The sequence below is a fragment of the Streptomyces sp. NPDC012794 genome, from assembly GCF_042901085.1.
In the GTDB taxonomy this organism is placed as follows: Bacteria; Actinomycetota; Actinomycetes; order Streptomycetales; family Streptomycetaceae; genus Streptomyces.
Window position 1 is genome coordinate 102,878 of record NZ_JBIBCI010000010.1, and the last position, 20,739, is coordinate 123,616.

Consider the following 20,739-nt stretch of genomic DNA (forward strand, 5'->3'; position numbering starts at 1 on the left):
TTCCTAGCGGCCCGGTTGGGCCGTGCAGAACTTGCAGAAGATTCCTGGGGGTCACCCCCAGACCCCTAAGAAGCTTCAGGCCCAACAAGGAGAGCAGGGAACCCAGATGGCGGAGCTCACGATCCGGCCGGAGGAGATCCGGGACGCACTGGAGACCTTTGTCCAGTCGTACCAGCCGGACGCGGCCTCGCGCGAGGAGGTCGGAACGGTCAGCGTTGCCGGCGACGGCATCGCGAAGGTGGAGGGCCTGCCCTCCGCCATGGCGAACGAGCTGCTGAAGTTCGAGGACGGCACCCTCGGTCTCGCCCTCAACCTCGAGGAGCGCGAGATCGGTGCGATCGTCCTCGGCGAATTCAGCGGTATCGAGGAGGGCCAGCCGGTGCAGCGCACCGGTGAGGTTCTCTCCGTAGGCGTCGGCGAGGGCTACCTCGGCCGCGTTGTCGACCCGCTCGGCAACCCGATCGACGGTCTCGGCGAGATCGCGACCGAAGGCCGCCGCGCCCTCGAGCTGCAGGCCCCGGGCGTCATGGTCCGTAAGTCGGTGCACGAGCCCATGCAGACCGGCTACAAGGCCGTCGACGCGATGGTGCCGATTGGCCGTGGCCAGCGTCAGCTGATCATCGGCGACCGTCAGACCGGCAAGACCGCCCTGGCCGTCGACACGATCATCAACCAGCGTGACAACTGGCGCTCCGGCGACGTGAACAAGCAGGTCCGCTGCATCTACGTCGCCATCGGCCAGAAGGGCTCGACCATCGCGTCCGTTCGCGGCGCCCTGGAAGAGGCCGGCGCGCTCGAGTACACGACGATCGTCGCCGCCCCGGCGTCCGACCCGGCCGGCTTCAAGTACCTGGCGCCGTACACCGGTTCCGCCATCGGTCAGCACTGGATGTACGCCGGCAAGCACGTCCTGATCATCTTCGACGACCTGTCGAAGCAGGCCGACGCCTACCGCGCCGTGTCGCTGCTGCTGCGCCGCCCGCCGGGCCGCGAGGCCTACCCGGGTGACGTCTTCTACCTGCACTCCCGTCTGCTGGAGCGTTGCGCGAAGCTCTCCGACGACATGGGTGCCGGCTCGATGACCGGTCTGCCGATCGTCGAGACCAAGGCCAACGACGTCTCGGCGTTCATCCCGACCAACGTCATCTCCATCACCGACGGCCAGTGCTTCCTGGAGTCCGACCTGTTCAACGCGGGCCAGCGCCCGGCGCTGAACGTCGGTATCTCGGTCTCCCGCGTCGGTGGTTCCGCTCAGCACAAGGCCATGAAGCAGGTTTCCGGCCGTCTGCGCGTCGACCTGGCCCAGTACCGCGAGCTGGAGGCGTTCGCCGCCTTCGGTTCCGACCTGGACGCCGCGTCGAAGGCCTCGCTGGAGCGCGGCAAGCGCATGGTCGAGCTGCTGAAGCAGGGCCAGTACCAGCCGATGCCCGTCGAGGAGCAGGTCGTCTCCGTCTGGGCCGGCACCACCGGCAAGATGGACGACGTCCCGGTCAACGACATCCGTCGCTTCGAGTCGGAGCTGCTGGAGCACCTGCGCCGCGAGCGCAAGGACCTCCTCACCTCCATCGCCGAGGGCGGCAAGATGTCGGACGACACCCTGACGTCGATCGCCGACGCCATCGCCGCCTTCAAGCGCCAGTTCGAGACCTCGGACGGCAAGCTCCTGGGCGAGGACGCGCCGGCCGTCAACGTCTCCAAGTGACGACGGAAGGGACCTGACTCATGGGAGCGCAGCTCCGGGTCTACAAGCGTCGCATCCGTGCCGTCACGGCGACCAAGAAGATCACCAAGGCGATGGAGATGATCGCCGCCTCGCGCATCGTCAAGGCGCAGCGCAAGGTGGCGGCATCGATGCCGTACGCGACCGAGCTCACCCGCGCGGTGACCGCGGTGGCGACCGGTTCGAACACCAAGCACGCCCTGACCACCGAGGTCGAGACGCCGACCCGCGCCGCGGTCCTGCTCATCACGAGCGACCGCGGTCTGGCCGGCGGCTACTCCTCGAACGCCATCAAGCAGGCAGACCGGCTCACCGAGCGGCTGCGGGCGGAGGGCAAGGAGGTCGACAGCTACATCGTCGGCCGCAAGGGTGTCGCCTACTACGGCTTCCGTGAGCGCAAGGTCACGGACTCGTGGACCGGCTTCACCGACAGCCCGGCCTACGCCGACGCCAAGCGCGTCGCGGCGCCGCTGATCGAGGCCATCCAGACGGAAACGGCCGAGGGCGGCGTCGACGAGCTGCACATCGTCTACACGGAATTCGTGTCGATGATGACGCAGAACGCGGTGGACGGCCGGATGCTGCCGCTCAGCCTCGACCAGGCTGCGGAGGAGAGCGGTACGAAGGGCGAGATCCTTCCGCTGTTCGACTTCGAGCCGTCGGCGGAGGACGTCCTCGACGCCCTTCTGCCGCGCTACGTCGAGAGCCGCATCTACAACGCACTGCTGCAGTCGGCCGCTTCCGAGCACGCCGCCCGCCGCCGCGCGATGAAGTCGGCGACCGACAACGCCGGAGACCTCATCAAGAGCCTCTCCCGGCTTGCCAACGCGGCCCGCCAGGCCGAAATCACCCAGGAAATCAGCGAGATCGTCGGTGGCGCGAGCGCCATGGCCGACGCGACCGCGGGGAGTGACAAGTAATGACGACCACTGTTGAGACGGCCGCCGCCACGGGCCGCGTCGCCCGGGTCATCGGCCCGGTCGTCGACGTGGAGTTCCCCGTCGACGCGATGCCCGAGATCTACAACGCCCTCAAGGTCCAGGTCGCCGACCCGGCCGAGGACGGCAAGCTCAAGACCCTGACCCTCGAGGTCGCGCAGCACCTGGGTGACGGCCTCGTCCGCACCATCTCGATGCAGCCGACCGACGGCCTGGTCCGCCAGGCCCCGGTGACCGACACGGGCGAGGGCATCACCGTCCCCGTCGGTGACTTCACCAAGGGCAAGGTCTTCAACACCCTGGGTGAGGTGCTCAACTACCCGGAGGCGAACGCCGAGGTCACCGAGCGCTGGCCCATCCACCGCAAGGCGCCGAGCTTCGACGAGCTCGAGTCGAAGACCGAGATGTTCGAGACCGGCGTCAAGGTCATCGACCTCCTCACCCCGTACGTCAAGGGTGGAAAGATCGGTCTGTTCGGTGGTGCCGGTGTCGGCAAGACCGTTCTGATCCAGGAAATGATCTACCGCGTCGCCAACAACCACGACGGTGTGTCGGTCTTCGCGGGTGTCGGTGAGCGTACCCGTGAGGGCAACGACCTCATCGAGGAAATGGGCGACTCCGGCGTCATCGACAAGACGGCGCTCGTCTTCGGCCAGATGGACGAGCCCCCGGGCACCCGTCTGCGCGTCGCCCTGGCCGGTCTGACCATGGCGGAGTACTTCCGCGATGTGCAGAAGCAGGACGTGCTCTTCTTCATCGACAACATCTTCCGGTACACCCAGGCCGGTTCCGAGGTGTCGACCCTGCTCGGCCGTATGCCCTCCGCGGTGGGTTACCAGCCGAACCTGGCCGACGAGATGGGTCTCCTCCAGGAGCGCATCACCTCGACCCGCGGTCACTCGATCACCTCGATGCAGGCGATCTACGTCCCCGCGGACGACCTGACCGACCCGGCGCCGGCGACCACCTTCGCCCACCTCGACGCGACGACGGTTCTCTCCCGTCCGATCTCCGAGAAGGGCATCTACCCGGCCGTCGACCCGCTGGACTCCACGTCCCGCATCCTGGACCCCCGCTACATCGCGGCGGACCACTACGCGGCCGCCATGCGCGTCAAGGGGATCCTGCAGAAGTACAAGGACCTCCAGGACATCATCGCGATCCTCGGTATCGACGAGCTGGGCGAGGAGGACAAGCTCGTCGTCCACCGTGCCCGTCGCGTCGAGCGCTTCCTGTCGCAGAACACCCACGTCGCCAAGCAGTTCACCGGCGTGGACGGTTCGGACGTTCCGCTCGACGAGTCGATCACCGCGTTCAACGCGATCTGCGACGGTGAGTACGACCACTTCCCCGAGCAGGCGTTCTTCATGTGCGGTGGCATCGAGGACCTGAAGGCCAACGCCAAGGAGCTGGGCGTCTCCTGATCCGGCGCGCTCCGCGAGGAGCGCTACCGGTTCGCAGTCCCCAGGGAGAGGGGCGGGTGTCCCGTCCCTCTCCCCACGCCCATTAGAATTTGACCCAACACCCGGCTGACCCGCCGGGTGGTGACCCGAGGAGCCACCTTGGCTGCTGAGCTGCACGTCGAGCTGGTCGCGGCGGACCGCAATGTATGGTCCGGCGAGGCCACCCTGGTCGTCGCCCGCACCACGTCCGGCGACATCGGCGTCATGCCCGGTCACCAGCCGCTTCTCGGTGTGCTGGAATCGGGCCCGGTGACCATCCGTACCAGCGAGGGCGCCACTGTCGTCGCCGCGGTGCACGGCGGATTCATCTCGTTCGCGGACAACAAGCTGTCCCTGCTGGCCGAGATCGCCGAGCTCGCGGACGAGATCGACGTCCAGCGGGCGGAGCGGGCACTGGAGCGCGCGAAGTCGGAGGCCGACGCGGCCGCCGAACGTCGCGCCGATGTCCGGCTGCGCGCGGTCGCGGGGCACTGAGCCCCGTACCGAACAGTTTGATACCTCAGCCGCGGTCAGGTCCGGAATTTTCCGGACCGGGTCGCGGCTGAGGCGATGTACGTACTTTTGTTTGTGCGGTTTTCGATGAGCGAGGAGGTCGGTGAAGATGCTCCTCGCTCTGCTTGTGAGCGGCCTGGTCGTAGCCCTGGTGGTGGTCGGGCTGTTCGTGTTCGGGTTGCGCCGCAGACTCATCCAGCGGTCCGGCGGGACCTTCGACTGCAGCCTGCGCTGGGGCGTGACCGACGAGCCGGACGTCTCCGGCAAGGGGTGGGTCTACGGGGTCGCCCGCTACAGCGGTGACCGGATCGAGTGGTTCCGCGTCTTTTCGTACTCCCCGCGCCCGCGCCGGCTGCTGGAGCGTTCCTCCATCGAGGTCCTCGCGCGCCGCGCGCCCGAGGGCGAGGAGGAGCTGGCCCTGCTGTCCGACGCCGTCGTGCTCGGCTGTTCCCACCGGGGGACCCGCCTTGAGCTGGCGATGAGCGAGGACGCGCTGACCGGTTTCCTGGCGTGGCTGGAGGCGGCGCCGCCCGGGCAGCGGGTGAACGTCGCCTGAGGCGTGCGGGGCGCCGCCCGCAGGACGTGAGGAAGCCGGGGAGGCGGGGGACGGTCCCGCCTCCCCGGCTTCGTACCCTCATACGAGGGATCGCGGACCGGGGCGGTGCGTGGGGGTCACCGCAGCCCGGTGTGGATGGCGTCGGCCAGTTCGCCGTTCGCGGTGTCGCCGCTGAATTCCCAGAAGAAGGCGCCCTTGAGGCCCTGGTTCTTCAGCCAGGTCATCTTTCCGGCGATGGTCGCGGGGGTGTCGTAGCTCCACCAGTTGCCGCCGCACTTGGCGTAGGCCGTGCCGGCGACGGTGCCGGTCGTGGGGCAGCTGCTCTTGAGGACCTTGTAGTCCTCGATGCCCTGCTCGTAGGTGCCCGGGGCGGGTCCGGTCGCGGTGCCGCCGGGGGCGTTCTGGGTTACTCCGGTCCAGCCGCGGCCGTAGAAGCCGATGCCGAGGTTGAGCTTGGAGCCGGGGATCCCCTTGCCCTTGAGCTTGGTGATGGCGGCCTCGGAGTTGAAACCGGCGATGGGGATGCCGGCGTAGGAGGTCAGCGGGGAGTGCGGGGCGGTGGGTCCCTTGGCCTCCCACGCGCCGAAGAAGTCGTACGTCATGACGTTGTAGAAGTCGACGTACTGGGCGGCGCCCGCGTAGTCGGCGAGGTCGAGCTTGCCGCCGTTGGAGCCGTCGGCGGAGATCGCGGCGGTGACCAGGCTGGAGCCGCCGAACTTGGCGCGCAGGGCCGACATCAGGTTCTTGAAGGACGCGGCGCCGCTGGTGTCGCAGGACAGTCCGCAGGCGTTCGGGTACTCCCAGTCGATGTCGATGCCGTCGAAGACGTCCGCCCAGCGCGGGTCCTCGACCAGGGCGTGGCAGGAGTCGGCGAAGGCGGCCGGGTTCTGGGCGGCCTGGCCGAAGCCGCCGGACCAGGTCCAGCCGCCGAAGGAGTAGAGGATCTTGATGTGCGGGTACTTGGCCTTGAGCTCGCGCAGCTGGTTGAAGTTGCCGCGCAGGGGCTGGTCCCAGGTGTCGGCGACGCCGTCGACGCTCTGGTCGGCGGTGTAGGCCTTGTCGTAGTCGGCGTAGGCGTCGCCGATGGTGCACTTTCCGTTCTGGACGTTGCCGAAGGCGTAGTTGATGTGGGTGATCTTCGCCGCGCTGCCGGAGGTGATCAGGTTCTTCACGTGGTAGTTGCGCTGGTAGACGCCCCAGTTGGTGAAGTAGCCGAGCTTGACCTTGGTGCCCGGGTCCGGGGGCTGGGTGCCGCCGGTCGTGGTCACCGAGAGGGTGCCGGAGGAGGGGCCGGTCTGGCCGGCGGTGTCCCGGGCGGTGACCGCGTAGGTGTACGTGGTGCCCTTGGTCAGGCCGCTGTCGCCGAAGGTGGTGCCGGTGACGGTGGTGAGCCGGGTGCCGTCGCGGTACACATCGTAGTTCTTGACGCCCTTGTCGTCGGTGGCAGCCGGCCAGGACAGGGTCAGGGCGGTCTCGGTGACGCCGGTCGCGGTGGGGGTGCCGGGGGCCGAGGGCGGGGCGTCGGTGGGGTTGGACCCGCCGTCGCAGGAGCCGCCGTTGATCTTGCAGCCGGCGGGGGCGCCGGGCCCGGTGCCGTTGAAGCCGAAGCTGACGGTGGCCCCGGGGGCGAGGGTGCCGTTCCAGCCGACGTTCTTGGCCGTCCAGTGGTCGCCGGAGCCGGTGACGGTGGCGTCCCATGCGGAGGTCACCCGGGTGCCGGCCGGGTAGTCCCACTCCACGGTCCAGCTGCTGAGGGTGGTGGTGCCGGTGTTCTTCACCGTCCACTTGCCCTCGAAGCCGGAGCCCCAGTCGGAGACCTTCGTGTAGGTCGCGGTCGCGGAGGCGGCGGCCTGCGCCGGGCCCGCCAGGCCGACCAGGCCGGCGACGGGCAGGGCGAGGGCGGCCACGGTGGCGGCCAGCCTCCTGAACAGACGGTTGCGTCGTGGGGGTGCTGTGCTCAAGGGTGCTCCTCCGGAGGTCCGTACCGGTCGTGGGGCCGACCGGTACATGGGGGTGGGACCTGCGCCGCCCGTGAGCACGCCTCGCTGCGATCTTTGTCATGGCACGCTCACCACAGTGATGCGGTGAGACTAGAAAGGTCTGGACCAAGCGTCAAGAGGTCCAGACCTCACCTCAAGGGGTCGGCTCGATCCCCAACTCCTGCGCCAATACCGCCGCTTGGACCCGGCTGCGCAGCTCCAGCTTCCCCAGCAGCCGGCTGACGTGGGTCTTCACCGTGGCCTCCGCCATGTCCAGCCGTACGGCGATCTCCGCGTTCGACAGCCCGCCGCCCAGCGCCCCCAGCACCTCCCGCTCGCGCCGCGTCAGCGTCTCCACCGCCGCGGCCGCCTCCGGCCGCACCGGCGCGCGCACCGCCTTCGGAGCCGCGAACTCGGCGATCAGCCGCCGGGTCACCGCCGGGGCGATCAGTCCTTCGCCGCGCGCCACCGTCCGCACCGCCGCGATCAGCTCCGCGGCGTCCGCGTCCTTCAGCAGGAAGCCCGCCGCCCCCGCCCGCAGCGCCCCGAAGACGTACTCGTCGAGGTCGAAGGTGGTCAGCACCAGCACGTCCGCCAGCCCCCGCTCCACCACCCGGCGGGTGGCCGACACCCCGTCCAGCCTCGGCATCTGCACGTCCATGAGGACCAGGTCCGGCCGCAGCTCCTCCGCCAGCCGCACCGCCTCCTCACCGTCCGCCGCCTCTCCCACCACCTCGATGCCGCCCGCACTGCGCAGGATCAGCACCAGGCCGGCCCGTACCGCCTGCTGGTCCTCGGCCACGACGACCCTGATGGTCATGACTGCACCGCCCTCTCCCCGGCGGGCAGCGCCGCCCGCACCTGCCACACCCTGCCCGAAGCACCCGCCGCGAAGGTCCCGCCCAGCAGCTCCGTACGTTCCCGCATGCCGATCAGCCCCGCCCCCGACCCCGGGGCGCGCGGGCCCGGCCGCTCCCCGTACGGGGAGTCCACCGCCACCGTCAGCAGCCCGGCCCCCCGAGCCACCCGGACCCGGACCGTGCCGGGGGCCGCGTGCTTGAGGGCGTTGGTCAGCGACTCCTGCACGATCCGGTACGCCGCCAGCTCCACCGGGGCCGGCAGCGGCGGCCCCGCGGCCCGCTCGTCCGCCAGGACGAATTCCAGCCCGCTCGCCGACCCGTTCGTACGGGCCTGCCCCAGCAGGGCGTCCAGGCCGTCCAGGGAGGGCACCGCGACGGCTTCCTGCCCCGCCCCGGCGTCCCGCAGCAGCCCGATCAGCCGGCGCATCTCGGCCAGCCCCTGCACGCTGTTCTCCCGGATCACCCCGAGGGCCTCGCGGCTGGTGGCGGGAGAGTCGATGGACAGCGCGGCGGTGGAGTGGATGGCGATCGCCGAGAGGTGGTTGGCCACCATGTCGTGCAGCTCCCGCGCCATCCGGGCGCGCTCGGCGGCCACCGCCTGCGTCCGGTCCATCTCGGCCAGCAGCGCCGTCTGCTCGGCGCGCAGCCGGGCGGCCTCGGCGGCCTCGCGGTGGTTGCGCAGGGTGGCGCCCGTCAGGGCCGGGGCGAAGCTCACGATGCCGGTGACCACGCCGATGAGCAGGGCCTGCGGGCTGCGCAGCCACACCAGGGAGCCGATGGTGACGGCCACGGTGATCAGACCGGTGCTGACCGGGAGCCGCCGGGCCGTGGCCGGTCTTCCGTAGACCACCGCCGCGTACATCAGGTCGGTGAAGATGATGACGCTGGCGATGCTGCCGACCGTGAACTGGTCCGCGACCAGGGCGACCGTGCCGGCGGACAGGGTGACGGCGGGCGCGGAACGGCGCAGCAGCTCCAGGGCGCCGAGCACCCCCAGGGGGACAAGCACCGCCCAGTCGGGCAGGAAGTGCCGGCTGGGCGTGCTGTACACGCCGAGCGCCCAGAGCAGCAGGCCGGCGCACACGCTGGCCGCAGCGAGCAGGACGTCGTCGCGGTGCGGGCGGGGGATCTTCGGGAGCACGTTCCCATCCAACACGGTCCGCCGCGGCGCGGCCTCGGTACCGGGGCGGAGAGTCCGCTACATCGAAGGATGCAGTGGGCTTTCCTCACTGGCGACGACGCGGCGGGGCCCGGCGGCCGGAAACCTGGAAGGGAATCCGGGGAAGGAAGGGAGGGCCGTCATGCTGGTCGGGCTGATCATCGCCTGTGAGGTCGGCTTCTGGGTGCTGCTGGCGGGCGGACTGGCGCTGCGCTACCTGGCCGGAATGCCGAGGCTGGGAGCCGCGGTGCTGCTGATGGAGCCGCTGCTGGAGCTGGTGCTGCTGGTGGTGTCCTTCATCGATCTGAAGAACGGCGGCGAGCCGAGCTGGAGGCACGGTCTCGCGGCCTTCTACATCGGCTACACCGTTGGGTACGGGCACTACACCGTCAAGTGGCTCGACGGGCACGCCGCCCACCGCTTCGCTGGGGGCCCCAAGCCGCCCGGTACCAAGTACGGCAAGGAGCGCGCGGTTCACGAGTGGAAGCTCTGGACGCGGACCCTGGCCGCCGCCCTCGTCGCCATCGGGCTGCTCCAGGCGGGTATCTGGTACGTCGGCGACGACGCCGCCACCGGCGGGCTCCAGGCCTGGCAGGCCGGCGCCCTGCGGGTGCTCGGCATCCAGGCCCTGATCGCCGCGAGCTACTCGATCTGGCCCCGCAAGGCCCCGGCGGGCACGGACGCGGACCGGGACGGGGCCGCCGAACCGGCCGGACCCAAGCGCTAGCCCCTGTCGTCTCCCGGGAACGGGCGAGGTCCGGGTCAGCGCTCGCCGCCGGGAACCCAGAGCACGTCCCCGACCTCCTTGTTGGCCGTCCTGGCCAGGATGAAGAGGAGGTCGGAGAGGCGGTTCAGGTAGGTGGCCGTCAGCGGGTTCATCACCTCGCCGTGCGCCTCCAGCGCCGCCCACGTGGAGCGCTCGGCCCGCCGGACCACCGTGCAGGCCTGGTGCAGCAGGGCCGCGCCCGGGGTGCCGCCGGGGAGGATGAAGCTCCGCAGCTTCTCCAGCCGCTCGTTGAAGACGTCGCAGTCCGCCTCCAGCCGGTCCACGTAGAACTGCTCCACGCGCAGCGGCGGGTACTCCGGGTCCTCCACGACCGGGGTGCACAGGTCCGCACCGACGTCGAACAGGTCGTTCTGCACGCGGACCAGGACCTTCACGACCTCCTCCGGCAGCGCCCCCAGCGCGATGGCCGTCCCGATGGCGGCGTTGGCCTCGTTGGCGTCGGCGTACGCGGAGATCCGCAGGTCCGTCTTCCGCGTCCGGCTCATGTCCCCCAGGGCGGTCGTGCCCTGGTCGCCGGTACGGGTGTAGATGCGCGTCAGGTTCACCATGCCGCCAGCGTAGACCGGCCCGCCGGTGGAACACCGGGCGCCGCCCGCCGCCCGCCTTCCGCGAACCGTCCGGGCGCGCCGCGAGGGCCGCGCCGGGACGGTTCGCGGAAGGCGCCGGGCGCGCCGCGGGGGCGGGGCCGGAGGCTGAACTGTGAGGCGGCGCACGCCTGGTGGGCCGTACCAGTGTGATGTCCGTCATCTGAGACGTGACGCGTGTTACTTCGCGGTCACTCGGCCCCTCACGGGCGCTAGTCTCCGCCGGAGAGGCTACGAGGCCGGGTCGTACTGAGAACAGCAAGGGGTGTGCAGTGGCTGGGAAGCTCGCCGTCATCGGCGCGGGACTGATGGGTTCCGGGATCGCTCAGGTCTCCGCTCAGGCGGGTTGGGACGTCGTCCTGCGGGACGTCACCGACGCCGCGCTGACCCGGGGCACGGACGGCATCAAGGCCTCGTACGACAAGTTCGTCTCCAAGGGCCGGATGACCGCCGAGGACGCCGAGGCGGCCCTCGCCCGGATCACCACGACCACCGAACTCGACGCGGTCGCCGACGTGGACATCGTCGTCGAGGCCGTCTTCGAGAAGCTCGAGGTCAAGCACGAGATCTTCCGCACCCTCGACAAGATCGTGCGCGAGGACACCATCCTGGCCTCCAACACCTCCGCCATCCCGATCACCAAGATCGCGGCCGTGACGGAGCGCCCGGAGCGGGTCGTCGGCGCGCACTTCTTCTCGCCCGTCCCGATGATGCAGCTCTGCGAGCTGGTCCGCGGCTACAAGACGAGCGACGAAACCCTCGCCGCCACCCGCGCGTTCGCCGAGTCGGTCGGCAAGACCTGCATCGTCGTCAACCGCGACGTCGCCGGCTTCGTGACCACCCGTCTGATCTCCGCGCTGGTCGTCGAGGCCGCGAAGCTCTACGAATCGGGCGTCGCCACCGCCGAGGACATCGACATCGCCTGCAAGCTGGGCTTCGGGCACGCCATGGGCCCGCTGGCCACCGCCGACCTCACCGGCGTCGACATCCTGCTCCACGCCACCAGCAACATCTACACCGAGTGCCAGGACGAGAAGTTCGCGCCGCCGGAGCTGATGCGCCGCATGGTCGACGCGGGCGACATCGGCCGCAAGAGCGGCCAGGGCTTCTACAAGCACTGAGCACGGACGTTCGAATCCTCGCACCCTACGGGGTGAATTAGGTATCGGTTCGCTCACGGTCGGCAACTTCACCGCCCGCACGGCAGTCAGTTGCAGTGAGAGTTGCCGATCACGGACCGTCGGACCACACGTACGCAGTAAAGCCGGGGAGCACACATGCACATCAGGGGCGACCACGCCGAACTCGCTGTCGGGGGTCGCCTCGACGTGCGCAGCGCGGCTGACGCCCGTACGGTCCTGCACACCGCCCTCGACGACGGCCACGGCGACCTCGTGCTCGACCTGACCGGACTCGACTCCTGGGACGCGACCGGACTCGGCGTGATCATGGGAGCGCACCGGCGGGCCGGGCGGACCGGGCGGCGCCTGGTCCTGCGCGGGGTGCCCGACCGGATGCAGCGGCTGCTCGTCGCCACCCGGCTGCACCGCATCCTCGCGATCGAGGGCGGCCTGGAAGCGGAGACCCTGCCCCGGGTGTGATCCGGGGCGGGGGCGTCGGGCGCGAAAAAGGGGCTGCGCCCCCGGGACGCCCTCCGCTTACATGGGGCCATGGTGTCCACCGACCGGCTCGCGGCCTTCGCGGCCATGTCCCTCCTGCTGATCCTCATCCCCGGCCCCAGCGTCCTCTTCGTCGTCGGACGGGCGCTGGCGCAGGGCCGCCGGGCCGCGCTGATCACGGTGGCCGGGAACACGCTGGGAGCGTACGTGCTCGTCGTGGCCGTGGCGCTCGGCGTCGGAGCCGTCGTCGAGCGGTCCGTCCTCGTCTTCACCGCCCTGAAGCTGGCCGGCGCCGCCTACCTCGTCCACCTGGGCGTCAAGGCCTTCCGGGGCCGCGGATCGCTGCACGCCGCCGTCGCGGAGGCGGCCCCCACGGCCGCCGGCGGCCTGCGGACCCTGGGGGAGGGCTTCGCGGTCGGCGTGGCCAACCCCAAGACCGTCGTGTTCTTCGCCGCCGTGCTGCCCCAGTTCGTCGACCGGGAGCAGGGACACGTCGTGCTCCAGATGCTCCTGCTCGGCCTGGTCTTCAGCCTCATCGCGATCGTCTCCGACAGCGTCTGGGGGATCGCCGCCGCCACCGCCCGCGACTGGTTCGCCGGATCACCGCGCAGGCTCTCCGCGGTCGGCGGGGCCGGCGGGCTCGCCATGATCGGCCTCGGCGTCACCGTGGCCGTGACCGGCCGAAAGGACTAGGTCGTCTCTTTCGGGTCTTGCCAGGCGGCGCGGGTCTGGGGGCACCTCCCAGCGGTAGCTGGGGGAGCGAGATCCGGAAGAGACGGCCTAGGCCCAAGATCGGCGGGAATCGTAACGGTCCGGTGGTGAAGGCACCCCTGCGGTGACGCCGGGGCCGGCCACGGTCTAGGGTTCGGGCGGAAACCGGACCGGTAACGACGACGACGTGAGCGGGCGCCGGCACAACGAAGACGGTGAAGACGGCGGCGGCGCGCGGCGCGATCGGGGGACTTGGTCATGGACCGTACACAGGGGCAGCCCGGCCAGGACGAACAGCCCGTGGGCCGGCCGGCCGGGGCACTGGAGACGCGGCCCCCGGCAGCGGTGGCGCAGCCTCTGGCACCCGCCCGTGTCGTGACCCTGACCACCGGCGAGTTCACCCTCACCGTCAACCCCGTCGACGGCAGCGAGATCGAACCCCTGCGCCCCGACGCCCGCGAGGCGGCGGCTCGCCGCCCCGCCAGGCGCGACGCCGCCGCCCGCGCCGCCCGTGACGCCGCCGCGCGTCCGCCCGCGCTGCCCGGACCGCCCGTCCCCGCCCTGCCGCTCCTGGGCCGCGCGGACGAGCGGGAGCGGCTCGTACGCCTCCTCGGGCGCGGCCGCTCCGTACGGCTGACCGGACCGGCCGGATCCGGCCGGTCCACCCTCCTCGACGCCGTCGCCGCCGACTGCGCGGACCTCGCGCCCGACGGGGTCGTCCGGCTCAGCGGCCACGGCCGCCAGCAGCCCGCCGAACTGCTCCACACCCTGTACACCACCGTGTACGACACCCGGGACGAGCGCCCCGACCGTACGCGGCTCCTCGCGGGCGTCGCCGGGATCGGCGCGATCGTGCTCCTCGACGACCTCGAACTGGGCGGCCCCGCCCTCGACGAGCTGTTCCGCGCCACCCCCGAATGCGCCTACCTGCTCGCCGCCACGCCCGACACCAAGGCTCCCTCCGACGACGCGCACCTGGAGGAGGTCTTCCTCGGCGGCCTCGGCCGGGCCGACTGCCTGCGGCTGCTGGAGGCCGCGACCGGCAGGGCGCTCACCGACGAGGAGACGGCCTGGGCGGAGGACTTGCGGTTCGCCTCCGAGGGCCTGCCGCTGCGCTTCGTGCAGGCCGCCGCGCTGTTGCGGCAGCGCGACGAACTCAACGACACCGCCGCCGCCGACGAGGACGAGGAGCCCGGCGTCTTCGAGGAGCGCCCCCGCGATCCCTCCCACGTGCCGCTGCCCACCCTGGCGCAGGCCGCCGCCCCCGCCGGACTGCTGGCCTCCCGGGTGAGCGAGTCGGCCCGGGCGGCCCTGCGGACCGCCTGCGCGCTGGCCGGGGAACTCCCGCACCACGCCCACCTCCCCGCGCTGGTCGGGGACACGCACGCCGACGCCGCCGTCGCCGAACTCCTCGGCTGCGGGCTGATCACCCCCGTTGGGCCGCGCTACCGGCTCGCGGAGGGGGTCGCGCGGCAGCTGGAGGAGGCCGGGTACGGGGAGACCGCCGCCGAGGAGGCGCGTACCGCCGCCCGGCACTACGCCTGGTGGACCGGGCACGCCTCGGTGACCCCGGAGCGGGTCGCGGCGGAGGCCGACGCCGTACTGGCAGCGCTGGCCGGGGCCGATGTGGTGGCCGCCGTACTCCTGGCCCGCACGGCGGCGCCGGCCCTGGCGGCGGCGCCGTACTGGGAGGCGTGGCAGCGGGTGCTGCGCTCGGGAGCGGAAGCCGCCCGGAAGGCGGGCGAGGTCGCCGAGCAGGCGTACTTCCACCACGAGCTGGGCGTGCTCGCGCTGTGCGAGGGGCGTCTGGAGCGGGCACGGGCGGAGCTGGAGGCCTCGATCGGGCTGCGCGGGGCGCTCGCGGACAAGCGCGGGACGGTCTCCGGCCGGCGGGCGCTGGCGCTGGTCACCGACCGGGACCGGGCGGCCACCGCAGCGAAGGCATCGCCCCCGCTGCGCCTGGAGGCGCCGCCGGCCCTCCCGCCCGCCGGGCCGGCTGCCCAGCCGCCGTCGCAGCCGGCTCCGCGGCCGACGCCCCAGCCGGCCCCGTCCGAGGCCGTCACCCGGGTGACCCCGGGGATCGGGAAGCCGGCCGGCTCGCCCACGTCCCTGTCCCAGGTCTACGCCGACACGTTCACGCCGGCACCGGCAGCGGCTCCCCTTTACCGCCGCCCGCGGCCCGCCGCGGGCGGACGGCGCAAGACGGTGCTGCTGGCCGCCGCCGGGGCGCTCACGGTGGTGGCGCTCGGCACGGTCGTCGGCCTGTCGCTGACGGCCGGGGGCGACGACCCGGAGCAGCCGGCCGCGCCGGCCGTGTCCTCGACCCCGGACACGCCCGCGGTGGTCCCGCCGCAGGTGCCGGGGAACAGCGGGAACGGTTCGGCGCCGGAACCGGCCGCGCCGCCGCCCGCCGCCGACCCGAACCCGGGCGGGGGCCACCGGCCGACGCCCCCGCCGGCGGGCCACACGCCGGGCCCGCAGCAGCCCCAGCCGACCCCGCCGGCCCCGAAGCCGACGCCGGAGACCCCCAAGCCCGACCCGGACCCGGACCCGGAGCCCCCGGTGACGTCACCGCCGCCCCCGACGAGCCCGGCCCCGACCAGCTCGGCGCCGACCACCCCGACGACCTCGTCGGAAGCCCAGTCCCCGACGGCGGCGCAGTCCCCGACGACGATCTGACCCCGCGGGGCGCGGGAGGGCCCGCACGGGCGCCCGTACGCCAACGGCCCTCCGAGCGGGGCTCGGAGGGCCGTGGGAACGACGGGCCGCGGACGGCGGCGCACAGCGCCGGGGCCCGCCCGCCGGAAGGCTAGAACAGGCGGAGCTTGTCGTCCTCGATGCCGCGCAGGGCGTTGTAGTCGAGGACCACGCAGTCCATCCCCCGGTCATGGGCGAGAACCCGCGCCTGCGGCTTGATCTCCTGCGCCGCGAAAACGCCCCGCACCGGCGCCAGGTGCGGATCACGGTTCAGCAGCTCCAGGTACCGGGTCAGCTGCTCGACGCCGTCGATCTCCCCGCGCCGCTTGATCTCCACCGCCACCGTCGCGCCGGAGGCGTCCCGGCACAGGATGTCGACCGGGCCGATCGCCGTCATGTACTCGCGCCGGATCAGGGTGTAGCCCTCGCCCAGCGTGTCGATCCGGTCGGCGAGCAGCTCCTGGAGGTGCGCCTCGACGCCGTCCTTGATGAGGCCGGGGTCGGTGCCCAGTTCGTGGGAGGAGTCGTGGAGGACTTCCTCCATGGTGATGATGAGCTTCTCGCCCGCCTTGTTGACGACGGTCCAGACGTTCGCGTCGTCACCGGTCCCCTCCTTGAGGGTGCACGGAGGCGACATCCAGTTGAGCGGTTTGTACGCCCGGTCGTCCGCGTGGATCGAGACACTGCCGTCGGCCTTCACGAGGATCAGACGGGGTGCCGAGGGCAGATGGGCGGTGAGCCGGCCCGCGTAGTCGACGGAGCAGCGGGCAATGACGAGACGCATGGTCGGCAACGCTACTCGACCGACGGGCCTCCACGCGATTCGCCCCTGAAAGCCCCGTTCGCCGATGGCGCGTTGTATGCGCATTCTCCTGGTGCGGTACCCGGTGGGCGCCTACCGTGGTGAGCGGGAGGTTGCCGAGCGTGCACGCTGCGTCGCGGCCTCCCTCCCTGCCCGTAGGACTCCGGCAGCCCAAACTGCCTGGGTCACGAGAGGAGAACCCATGTCGCTCGACGTCTCACCGGCCCTACTCGAACAGGCCGAGCGAGGCGAGGTCGACGAAGCCGCCTTCGTCGACTGCGTCCGGACCTCCCTGCCTTACGCATGGGAGATGATCAGCTCGTTGGTGGCCCAGCTGGAGGTTGAGGGCGGAGAGTTCGCCGACAACCAGACGCCGCCGCCGGACGAGCAGGCGCGCGGGCAGCTGCTGCGCGCGCTCGCGAGTGACGCGATACGCGGAGCGCTGCAGCGGCACTTCGGGGTGCGCCTGGCATTCCAGAACTGTCACCGTGTGGCGGTGTTCCCGCTGGATTCCTCGGTGGACGACCGGCTGGCCAAGTTCACCTCGATCCGCGGCCAGCTGCTCAACCAGTCCCCGGAGCTCCGGGACTGCTGACAGGTACCGCGCTGCCGCTCCGTGTCGCGGGAGGTGCGACTGACACAGGAGCGGCAGCCCAGGCCCCGTACGGGGTCACACCAGCAGGGGGAGGACCTCCGCGGCGAGGCGCCGGACGTTGTCCTCCGTGGCGGCGAGGTCGCCCGACCCCTCCGTCAGCAGGGCGAAGCGGGTGATGCCCGTCCGCTCCGAGGTCTGCGCCAGCCGGTCCGCGGCCAGGACGGGGCTGCCCACCGGGTGCAGTGAGCACAGCAGTTCCGTGTACGCGTGCGGGTCGCGCATCGCACGCTGACGGCCGTCCACCGTCACATGGGCGTCCAGGCCCTGGCGGAACCAGCCCGGCATCGCCTTCAGCAGGGTCTCCTGGGCGTCGGCCGTGGTGTCGGCCAGCTGGCAGACGCCCGCCGACACGTGCGCGGCGGCCCGTACGGCCTCCGGCGCGTGCCCGTGCGCCAGCGCGGTCCGCCGCCACAGCGCGACCTGCTCGGCCTTCTCCTCGTCCCCGCAGTGCATGCCCAGCAGCATCGGCAGACCCCGCTCCGCGGCCAGCCGTACCGACGCCGGGGACGTGCAGGCGACGATCACTTCCGGCCCCGTCCCGTCGCCGTCCAGCGCGTCGGCCGGGCGCGGTACGACGGCCACCTCGCGGAAGGAGTGCCGCGCGCCGGCGGCCCCCACCCGCGGCTCCGCCAGCCACCGCCGCAGCAGGTCCAGGTCCTCCGGGAAACCGGTCTCGTACGCCTGCGGACCGGCCCCGAACACCTCCAGGTCCACCCACGGCCCGCCGCGCCCCACTCCCAGGCTGAACCGGCCGCCCGAGGTCACGTGCAGCAGGGCCGCCTGCTCCCCGAGGGCCACCGGGTGCGTGTTCGGCAGCACGCTGACCGCCGTGCCCACCCGCAGCCGCCGGGTCCGCCCCAGCAGCAGGGCCGCCAGGGTCACCGCTGACGGGCACACCCCGTACGGCACGAAGTGGTGCTCGGCGAGCCAGACCGAGTCCAGCCCGGTCTCCTCGGCCACCTCGGCGGTCCGCACCGCCCGGTGCAGTGCCTCCCCCTGCCCCTGACCCGGGAACTGGGCCGCCAGTACAAACGCTCCTACGCGCATCGCCTTAGCCTCCTCGCGGCTGACGCGGCCTCCCCAGGTGGACCGACTCGTTGATGGCATCAACGTCTGCTGGCAACAACGTCTGACACGTGCCAAAGGCACGGCCTGACAGGAAAGTTATTGAGATTGTCGGGCCAGCTCCCTGCGGAAGGCCGGTGCCCACCAGCCACCCTGCGGGTACCCCGGCTCGCTGCGCGTAGTCTGGGAGAAAGTCACTGTCCCCCGCTCCTTCGTGAGGTATACGTGTCACCGCGCCACAACCGCCCCCGGGGCGGCGAGAGTCCGGACGAACGCCCGGGCGCCGGCCTCGACCGGTTCGGGCTGGAGCGCACCGAGGAGTACCTCGGTGAGGAGTGGAAGGTCCGGCAGGTCTCGGGGGCGAGCGCGGCCGGCAAGCGCTACCGCTGCCCGGGCTGCGACCAGGAGATCCCCTCGGGCACCCCGCACGTGGTGGCCTGGCCCGAGTACGGCGGCGTCGACGACCGGCGGCACTGGCACAAGGCCTGCTGGAACGCGAAGGACCGCCGCACCTCCAGGGTGCAGCGGTCCCGCAACGCGCCCAGGTACTGAACTCCGCCGTCAGACGTCGCGGCGGCCGACCACCGCGTACGAGCCGGCGACGGCGCTCGCCGTCACCACGAGCAGCAGCGCCAGCTGGACGAGGTCGCTGGGGGCGGACCGGCCCTCCATGTCGACGCCCTGCAGCCCGAAGAGCTGCACCAGGCCCACCGGGGCGTTGTAGCGGAGCACCAGCGTCCCGAGGCCGGTGGTGACCGGCCAGGCGGTCAGTATCGCCCCGAGCACCGGGGGCATGGTGACCACGCCGAGCATGACCGCGATCCCGCCCGCGGAGTGCCGTACGAGCGCCCCGACCGCGAGCGCGAGGACGCCCAGCACGGTCACGTAGAAGGAGCCGGCCACCGCGCCCGTCCAGTCGGCCAGCCCGTGGGAGCCGGCGCCGGGGCCGTTGTGCAGGATCGCGGCCCACAGGCCGACGAACAGCACCGAGCACAGCGTGACGACGAACGCGACCGTGCCGAAGACCAGGTACTTCGCGGTGAGCACCCGCAGCCGGTCCGGGGCAGCGGTGAGGGTGGTGCGAATCAGGCCCGTGCCGTACTCGGAGGAGATCGTCAGCACCCCCAGCACGATCACGGACACCTGGCCGGCCATCAGCCCGAAGAGGGCGGGACCGGTGAAGGGGAGGTACTGGTAGTCGGCGGCCGTGGTCTGGAACACGGCGACCATGCCGACGCCGACGACCAGCGCCACGAGGGACCCGAGCGTCCACAGGGTGGAGCGCACCGAGGTCAGCTTGGTCCACTCCGAGGACACGGCGTGCCCCAGGTGCGGCCGCGGCGTGGGCAGGGGCGAGCTGTACGTCCCCGGCTGCTCCGCGCTCGCCGCGGGTGGGCCGGCGGGGGTGGTGGTCATCGGGGGTCCTCGGGGGTGTTCTTGCCCGCGCCCGCGAGGCCGGGGGAGGCGGGGCCGGGGGACGGGGCCTCGGCGGGGGAGCCGTCGGCGGGGGGCGGGGGAGTGGCGCGGGCGAGACCGGCCGCGCTGTCCGGCATCAGGAAGGGGCGCCCGGATCCGGGCGGCGGGGGAGCGAAGAAGCCCGCCGCGGTCTCGGCCGGGACGGGGGCCTCCGCCTCCTCCCACTCCGGGACGGTCAGCGGCTCGGGCTCCCACAGCTCGGCGCGGGGGTCCTCGGTGGAGGTGTACTCGACGGAGGACTGCGTCATCCGCATGTAGGCCTCCTCCAGCGAGGCCCGGTGCGGGGACAGCTCCCACAGCCGTACGCCGGCCGCGTGCGCGAGGTCGCTGATGCGGGGAAGGTCCAGCCCGGTCACCCGCAGTGCCCCGTCGGGCTCCTGGAGGACCCGGCCGCCGGCCTGCGTCAGCGCGGCGCCCAGGGCCGTGCGGCCGTCGGTGCCGCTCGCCCCGGGGCCGTCGGCGGCGCGGACCCGGGCGAATCCGGCCGAGTTGTGCGTGATGAAGTCCTGCGTGCTCATGTCGGACAGCAGCCGGCCCCGGCCGATCACGATGAGGTGGTCGGCGGTCAGCGCCATCTCGCTCATCAGGTGCGAGGAGACGAAGACCGTCCGGCCCTCGGCGGCCAGCTGCCGCATGAGGTTGCGGACCCAGCGGATGCCCTCGGGGTCGAGGCCGTTGACCGGCTCGTCGAAGAGCAGCACCTGGGGGTCGCCGAGCAGGGCGGCCGCGATGCCGAGGCGCTGGCCCATGCCGAGGGAGAAGCCCTTGGTGCGCTGGCCGGCCGCGTCCTTGAGCCCGACGACGCCCAGGACCTCGTCCACCCGCTTCTCCGGGATGCCGGAGAGCTGGGCGATGGCCAGCAGGTGCGTGCGGGCCTTGCGGCCTCCGTGCACGGCCTTGGCGTCGAGCAGGGCGCCGACGTGCCGCTGGGCGTTCGGCAGTTCCCGGAAGGGAAGGCCGTTGATCGTGACGCGGCCCGAGGTGGGCCGGTCCAGCCCGAGGATCATGCGCATGGTGGTGGACTTGCCGGAGCCGTTGGGTCCCAGGAAGCCGGTGACGTGACCCGGCTTGACCTGGAAGGACAACTGGTCGACGGCGGTCTTGGCGCCGAAGCGCTTGGTCAGGCCGACGGCCTCGATCATCCCTGTGCCCCTTGCCAGCCGGGACGGCTTTCGC

Annotated in this window: 20 protein-coding genes; 12 read left to right on the top strand and 8 right to left on the bottom strand. The window is 71.9% G+C overall.

Annotation, left to right across the window (positions count from 1 at the left end):
• Positions 1 to 106 precede the first annotated feature (106 nt).
• The 5 genes from atpA to ACFY7H_RS20125 all read left to right on the top strand — a co-directional run bounded on the left by atpA (position 107) and on the right by ACFY7H_RS20125 (position 5,169).
• Entirely contained in the window at positions 107 to 1,702 is a 1,596-nt protein-coding gene (gene atpA / locus ACFY7H_RS20105) for a F0F1 ATP synthase subunit alpha (RefSeq protein ID WP_388939734.1), read from the top strand.
• Positions 1,703 to 1,722: 20 nt separating this feature from the next.
• Positions 1,723 to 2,640 (top strand): F0F1 ATP synthase subunit gamma, encoded by a 918-nt coding sequence (locus ACFY7H_RS20110; protein WP_388939736.1) that lies wholly within the window; start codon positions 1,723 to 1,725, stop codon positions 2,638 to 2,640.
• Positions 2,640 to 4,082: a F0F1 ATP synthase subunit beta gene (gene atpD, locus ACFY7H_RS20115; RefSeq protein ID WP_101390156.1), complete on the top strand. Its 1,443-nt coding sequence runs from the start codon at positions 2,640 to 2,642 to the stop codon at positions 4,080 to 4,082. Before ACFY7H_RS20110 ends, atpD begins: the two co-directional genes overlap by 1 nt.
• A gap of 138 nt (positions 4,083 to 4,220) precedes the next feature.
• Positions 4,221 to 4,595 carry a F0F1 ATP synthase subunit epsilon gene (locus tag ACFY7H_RS20120; protein ID WP_388939738.1) on the top strand — a complete coding sequence of 125 codons (375 nt, stop codon included), beginning with the start codon at positions 4,221 to 4,223 and terminating at the stop codon, positions 4,593 to 4,595.
• Between the two features lie 127 nt (positions 4,596 to 4,722).
• Complete coding sequence (locus ACFY7H_RS20125) at positions 4,723 to 5,169, top strand: DUF2550 domain-containing protein (RefSeq protein WP_388939740.1); 447 nt, start codon at positions 4,723 to 4,725, stop codon at positions 5,167 to 5,169.
• Positions 5,170 to 5,285: 116 nt separating this feature from the next.
• On the opposite strand, the gene ACFY7H_RS20130 is transcribed toward ACFY7H_RS20125, so the two are convergent.
• The 3 genes from ACFY7H_RS20130 to ACFY7H_RS20140 form a co-directional block, all read right to left on the bottom strand.
• Positions 5,286 to 7,178 carry a glycosyl hydrolase family 18 protein gene (locus ACFY7H_RS20130; RefSeq protein ID WP_388939742.1) on the bottom strand — a complete coding sequence of 631 codons (1,893 nt, stop codon included), beginning with the start codon at positions 7,176 to 7,178 and terminating at the stop codon, positions 5,286 to 5,288.
• Between the two features lie 124 nt (positions 7,179 to 7,302).
• Positions 7,303 to 7,968: a response regulator gene (locus ACFY7H_RS20135; RefSeq protein WP_388939744.1), complete on the bottom strand. Its 666-nt coding sequence runs from the start codon at positions 7,966 to 7,968 to the stop codon at positions 7,303 to 7,305.
• On the bottom strand, positions 7,965 to 9,161 hold the full coding sequence (locus ACFY7H_RS20140) for a sensor histidine kinase (protein WP_388939747.1): 1,197 nt from the start codon (positions 9,159 to 9,161) through the stop codon (positions 7,965 to 7,967). Before ACFY7H_RS20140 ends, ACFY7H_RS20135 begins: the two co-directional genes overlap by 4 nt.
• A 148-nt stretch (positions 9,162 to 9,309) precedes the next feature.
• Between ACFY7H_RS20140 and ACFY7H_RS20145 the strand changes: the two genes are divergently transcribed.
• Entirely contained in the window at positions 9,310 to 9,894 is a 585-nt protein-coding gene (locus ACFY7H_RS20145) for a hypothetical protein (RefSeq protein ID WP_388939749.1), read from the top strand.
• Between the two features lie 35 nt (positions 9,895 to 9,929).
• Here ACFY7H_RS20145 and ACFY7H_RS20150 read toward each other — a convergent pair whose 3' ends face one another.
• Entirely contained in the window at positions 9,930 to 10,502 is a 573-nt protein-coding gene (locus ACFY7H_RS20150; RefSeq protein WP_388939750.1) for a cob(I)yrinic acid a,c-diamide adenosyltransferase, read from the bottom strand.
• A 308-nt stretch (positions 10,503 to 10,810) separates the two neighbouring features.
• On the opposite strand from ACFY7H_RS20150, the gene ACFY7H_RS20155 reads away from it, so the two are divergent.
• The 4 genes from ACFY7H_RS20155 (at position 10,811) to ACFY7H_RS20170 (ending at position 15,547) form a co-directional block, all read left to right on the top strand.
• Complete coding sequence (locus ACFY7H_RS20155) at positions 10,811 to 11,659, top strand: 3-hydroxyacyl-CoA dehydrogenase family protein (RefSeq protein ID WP_388939752.1); 849 nt, start codon at positions 10,811 to 10,813, stop codon at positions 11,657 to 11,659.
• Between the two features lie 156 nt (positions 11,660 to 11,815).
• A complete protein-coding gene (locus ACFY7H_RS20160) occupies positions 11,816 to 12,139 on the top strand; it encodes an STAS domain-containing protein (RefSeq protein ID WP_267032613.1) in 324 nt (107 codons plus the stop codon).
• A 69-nt stretch (positions 12,140 to 12,208) separates the two neighbouring features.
• Positions 12,209 to 12,850, top strand: a complete 642-nt coding sequence (locus ACFY7H_RS20165; protein ID WP_388939755.1) for a LysE family translocator — start codon at positions 12,209 to 12,211, stop codon at positions 12,848 to 12,850.
• Between the two features lie 276 nt (positions 12,851 to 13,126).
• Positions 13,127 to 15,547 (top strand): ATP-binding protein, encoded by a 2,421-nt coding sequence (locus ACFY7H_RS20170; protein WP_388939757.1) that lies wholly within the window; start codon positions 13,127 to 13,129, stop codon positions 15,545 to 15,547.
• Positions 15,548 to 15,677: 130 nt separating this feature from the next.
• Here the strand turns inward: ACFY7H_RS20170 and nucS are convergent, their stop codons facing one another.
• A complete protein-coding gene (gene nucS, locus ACFY7H_RS20175; RefSeq protein ID WP_388939759.1) occupies positions 15,678 to 16,349 on the bottom strand; it encodes an endonuclease NucS in 672 nt (223 codons plus the stop codon).
• Positions 16,350 to 16,569: 220 nt separating this feature from the next.
• Between nucS and ACFY7H_RS20180 the strand changes: the two genes are divergently transcribed.
• Positions 16,570 to 16,962 carry an SCO5389 family protein gene (locus ACFY7H_RS20180; RefSeq protein WP_007266607.1) on the top strand — a complete coding sequence of 131 codons (393 nt, stop codon included), beginning with the start codon at positions 16,570 to 16,572 and terminating at the stop codon, positions 16,960 to 16,962.
• Positions 16,963 to 17,037: 75 nt separating this feature from the next.
• On the opposite strand, the gene ACFY7H_RS20185 is transcribed toward ACFY7H_RS20180, so the two are convergent.
• Positions 17,038 to 18,069, bottom strand: a complete 1,032-nt coding sequence (locus tag ACFY7H_RS20185) for an LLM class flavin-dependent oxidoreductase (RefSeq protein WP_388939760.1) — start codon at positions 18,067 to 18,069, stop codon at positions 17,038 to 17,040.
• 243 nt (positions 18,070 to 18,312) lie between these two features.
• On the opposite strand from ACFY7H_RS20185, the gene ACFY7H_RS20190 reads away from it, so the two are divergent.
• On the top strand, positions 18,313 to 18,639 hold the full coding sequence (locus tag ACFY7H_RS20190; protein WP_388939762.1) for an ATP/GTP-binding protein: 327 nt from the start codon (positions 18,313 to 18,315) through the stop codon (positions 18,637 to 18,639).
• A gap of 9 nt (positions 18,640 to 18,648) precedes the next feature.
• On the opposite strand, the gene ACFY7H_RS20195 is transcribed toward ACFY7H_RS20190, so the two are convergent.
• Together ACFY7H_RS20195 and ACFY7H_RS20200 are read right to left on the bottom strand one after the other, a co-directional pair.
• Positions 18,649 to 19,503 carry an ABC transporter permease gene (locus tag ACFY7H_RS20195; RefSeq protein ID WP_388939763.1) on the bottom strand — a complete coding sequence of 285 codons (855 nt, stop codon included), beginning with the start codon at positions 19,501 to 19,503 and terminating at the stop codon, positions 18,649 to 18,651.
• The gene (locus ACFY7H_RS20200; protein ID WP_388939764.1) at positions 19,500 to 20,705 is read right to left on the bottom strand and encodes an ATP-binding cassette domain-containing protein; all 1,206 of its coding nucleotides are present in this window, start codon (positions 20,703 to 20,705) and stop codon (positions 19,500 to 19,502) included. Before ACFY7H_RS20200 ends, ACFY7H_RS20195 begins: the two co-directional genes overlap by 4 nt.
• Positions 20,706 to 20,739 lie beyond the last annotated feature (34 nt).

Coding starts and splice junctions, on each gene's coding strand:
- atpA (WP_388939734.1), top strand. CDS start 107: ATGGCGGAGCTCACGATCCGGCCGGAGGAGATCCGGGACGCACTGGAG.
- ACFY7H_RS20110 (WP_388939736.1), top strand. CDS start 1,723: ATGGGAGCGCAGCTCCGGGTCTACAAGCGTCGCATCCGTGCCGTCACG.
- atpD (WP_101390156.1), top strand. CDS start 2,640: ATGACGACCACTGTTGAGACGGCCGCCGCCACGGGCCGCGTCGCCCGG.
- ACFY7H_RS20125 (WP_388939740.1), top strand. CDS start 4,723: ATGCTCCTCGCTCTGCTTGTGAGCGGCCTGGTCGTAGCCCTGGTGGTG.
- ACFY7H_RS20130 (WP_388939742.1), bottom strand. CDS start 7,178: ATGTACCGGTCGGCCCCACGACCGGTACGGACCTCCGGAGGAGCACCC.
- ACFY7H_RS20135 (WP_388939744.1), bottom strand. CDS start 7,968: ATGACCATCAGGGTCGTCGTGGCCGAGGACCAGCAGGCGGTACGGGCC.
- ACFY7H_RS20145 (WP_388939749.1), top strand. CDS start 9,310: ATGCTGGTCGGGCTGATCATCGCCTGTGAGGTCGGCTTCTGGGTGCTG.
- ACFY7H_RS20150 (WP_388939750.1), bottom strand. CDS start 10,502: ATGGTGAACCTGACGCGCATCTACACCCGTACCGGCGACCAGGGCACG.
- ACFY7H_RS20160 (WP_267032613.1), top strand. CDS start 11,816: ATGCACATCAGGGGCGACCACGCCGAACTCGCTGTCGGGGGTCGCCTC.
- ACFY7H_RS20165 (WP_388939755.1), top strand. CDS start 12,209: ATGGTGTCCACCGACCGGCTCGCGGCCTTCGCGGCCATGTCCCTCCTG.
- ACFY7H_RS20170 (WP_388939757.1), top strand. CDS start 13,127: ATGGACCGTACACAGGGGCAGCCCGGCCAGGACGAACAGCCCGTGGGC.
- nucS (WP_388939759.1), bottom strand. CDS start 16,349: ATGCGTCTCGTCATTGCCCGCTGCTCCGTCGACTACGCGGGCCGGCTC.
- ACFY7H_RS20180 (WP_007266607.1), top strand. CDS start 16,570: ATGTCGCTCGACGTCTCACCGGCCCTACTCGAACAGGCCGAGCGAGGC.
- ACFY7H_RS20185 (WP_388939760.1), bottom strand. CDS start 18,069: ATGCGCGTAGGAGCGTTTGTACTGGCGGCCCAGTTCCCGGGTCAGGGG.
- ACFY7H_RS20195 (WP_388939763.1), bottom strand. CDS start 19,503: ATGACCACCACCCCCGCCGGCCCACCCGCGGCGAGCGCGGAGCAGCCG.
- ACFY7H_RS20200 (WP_388939764.1), bottom strand. CDS start 20,705: ATGATCGAGGCCGTCGGCCTGACCAAGCGCTTCGGCGCCAAGACCGCC.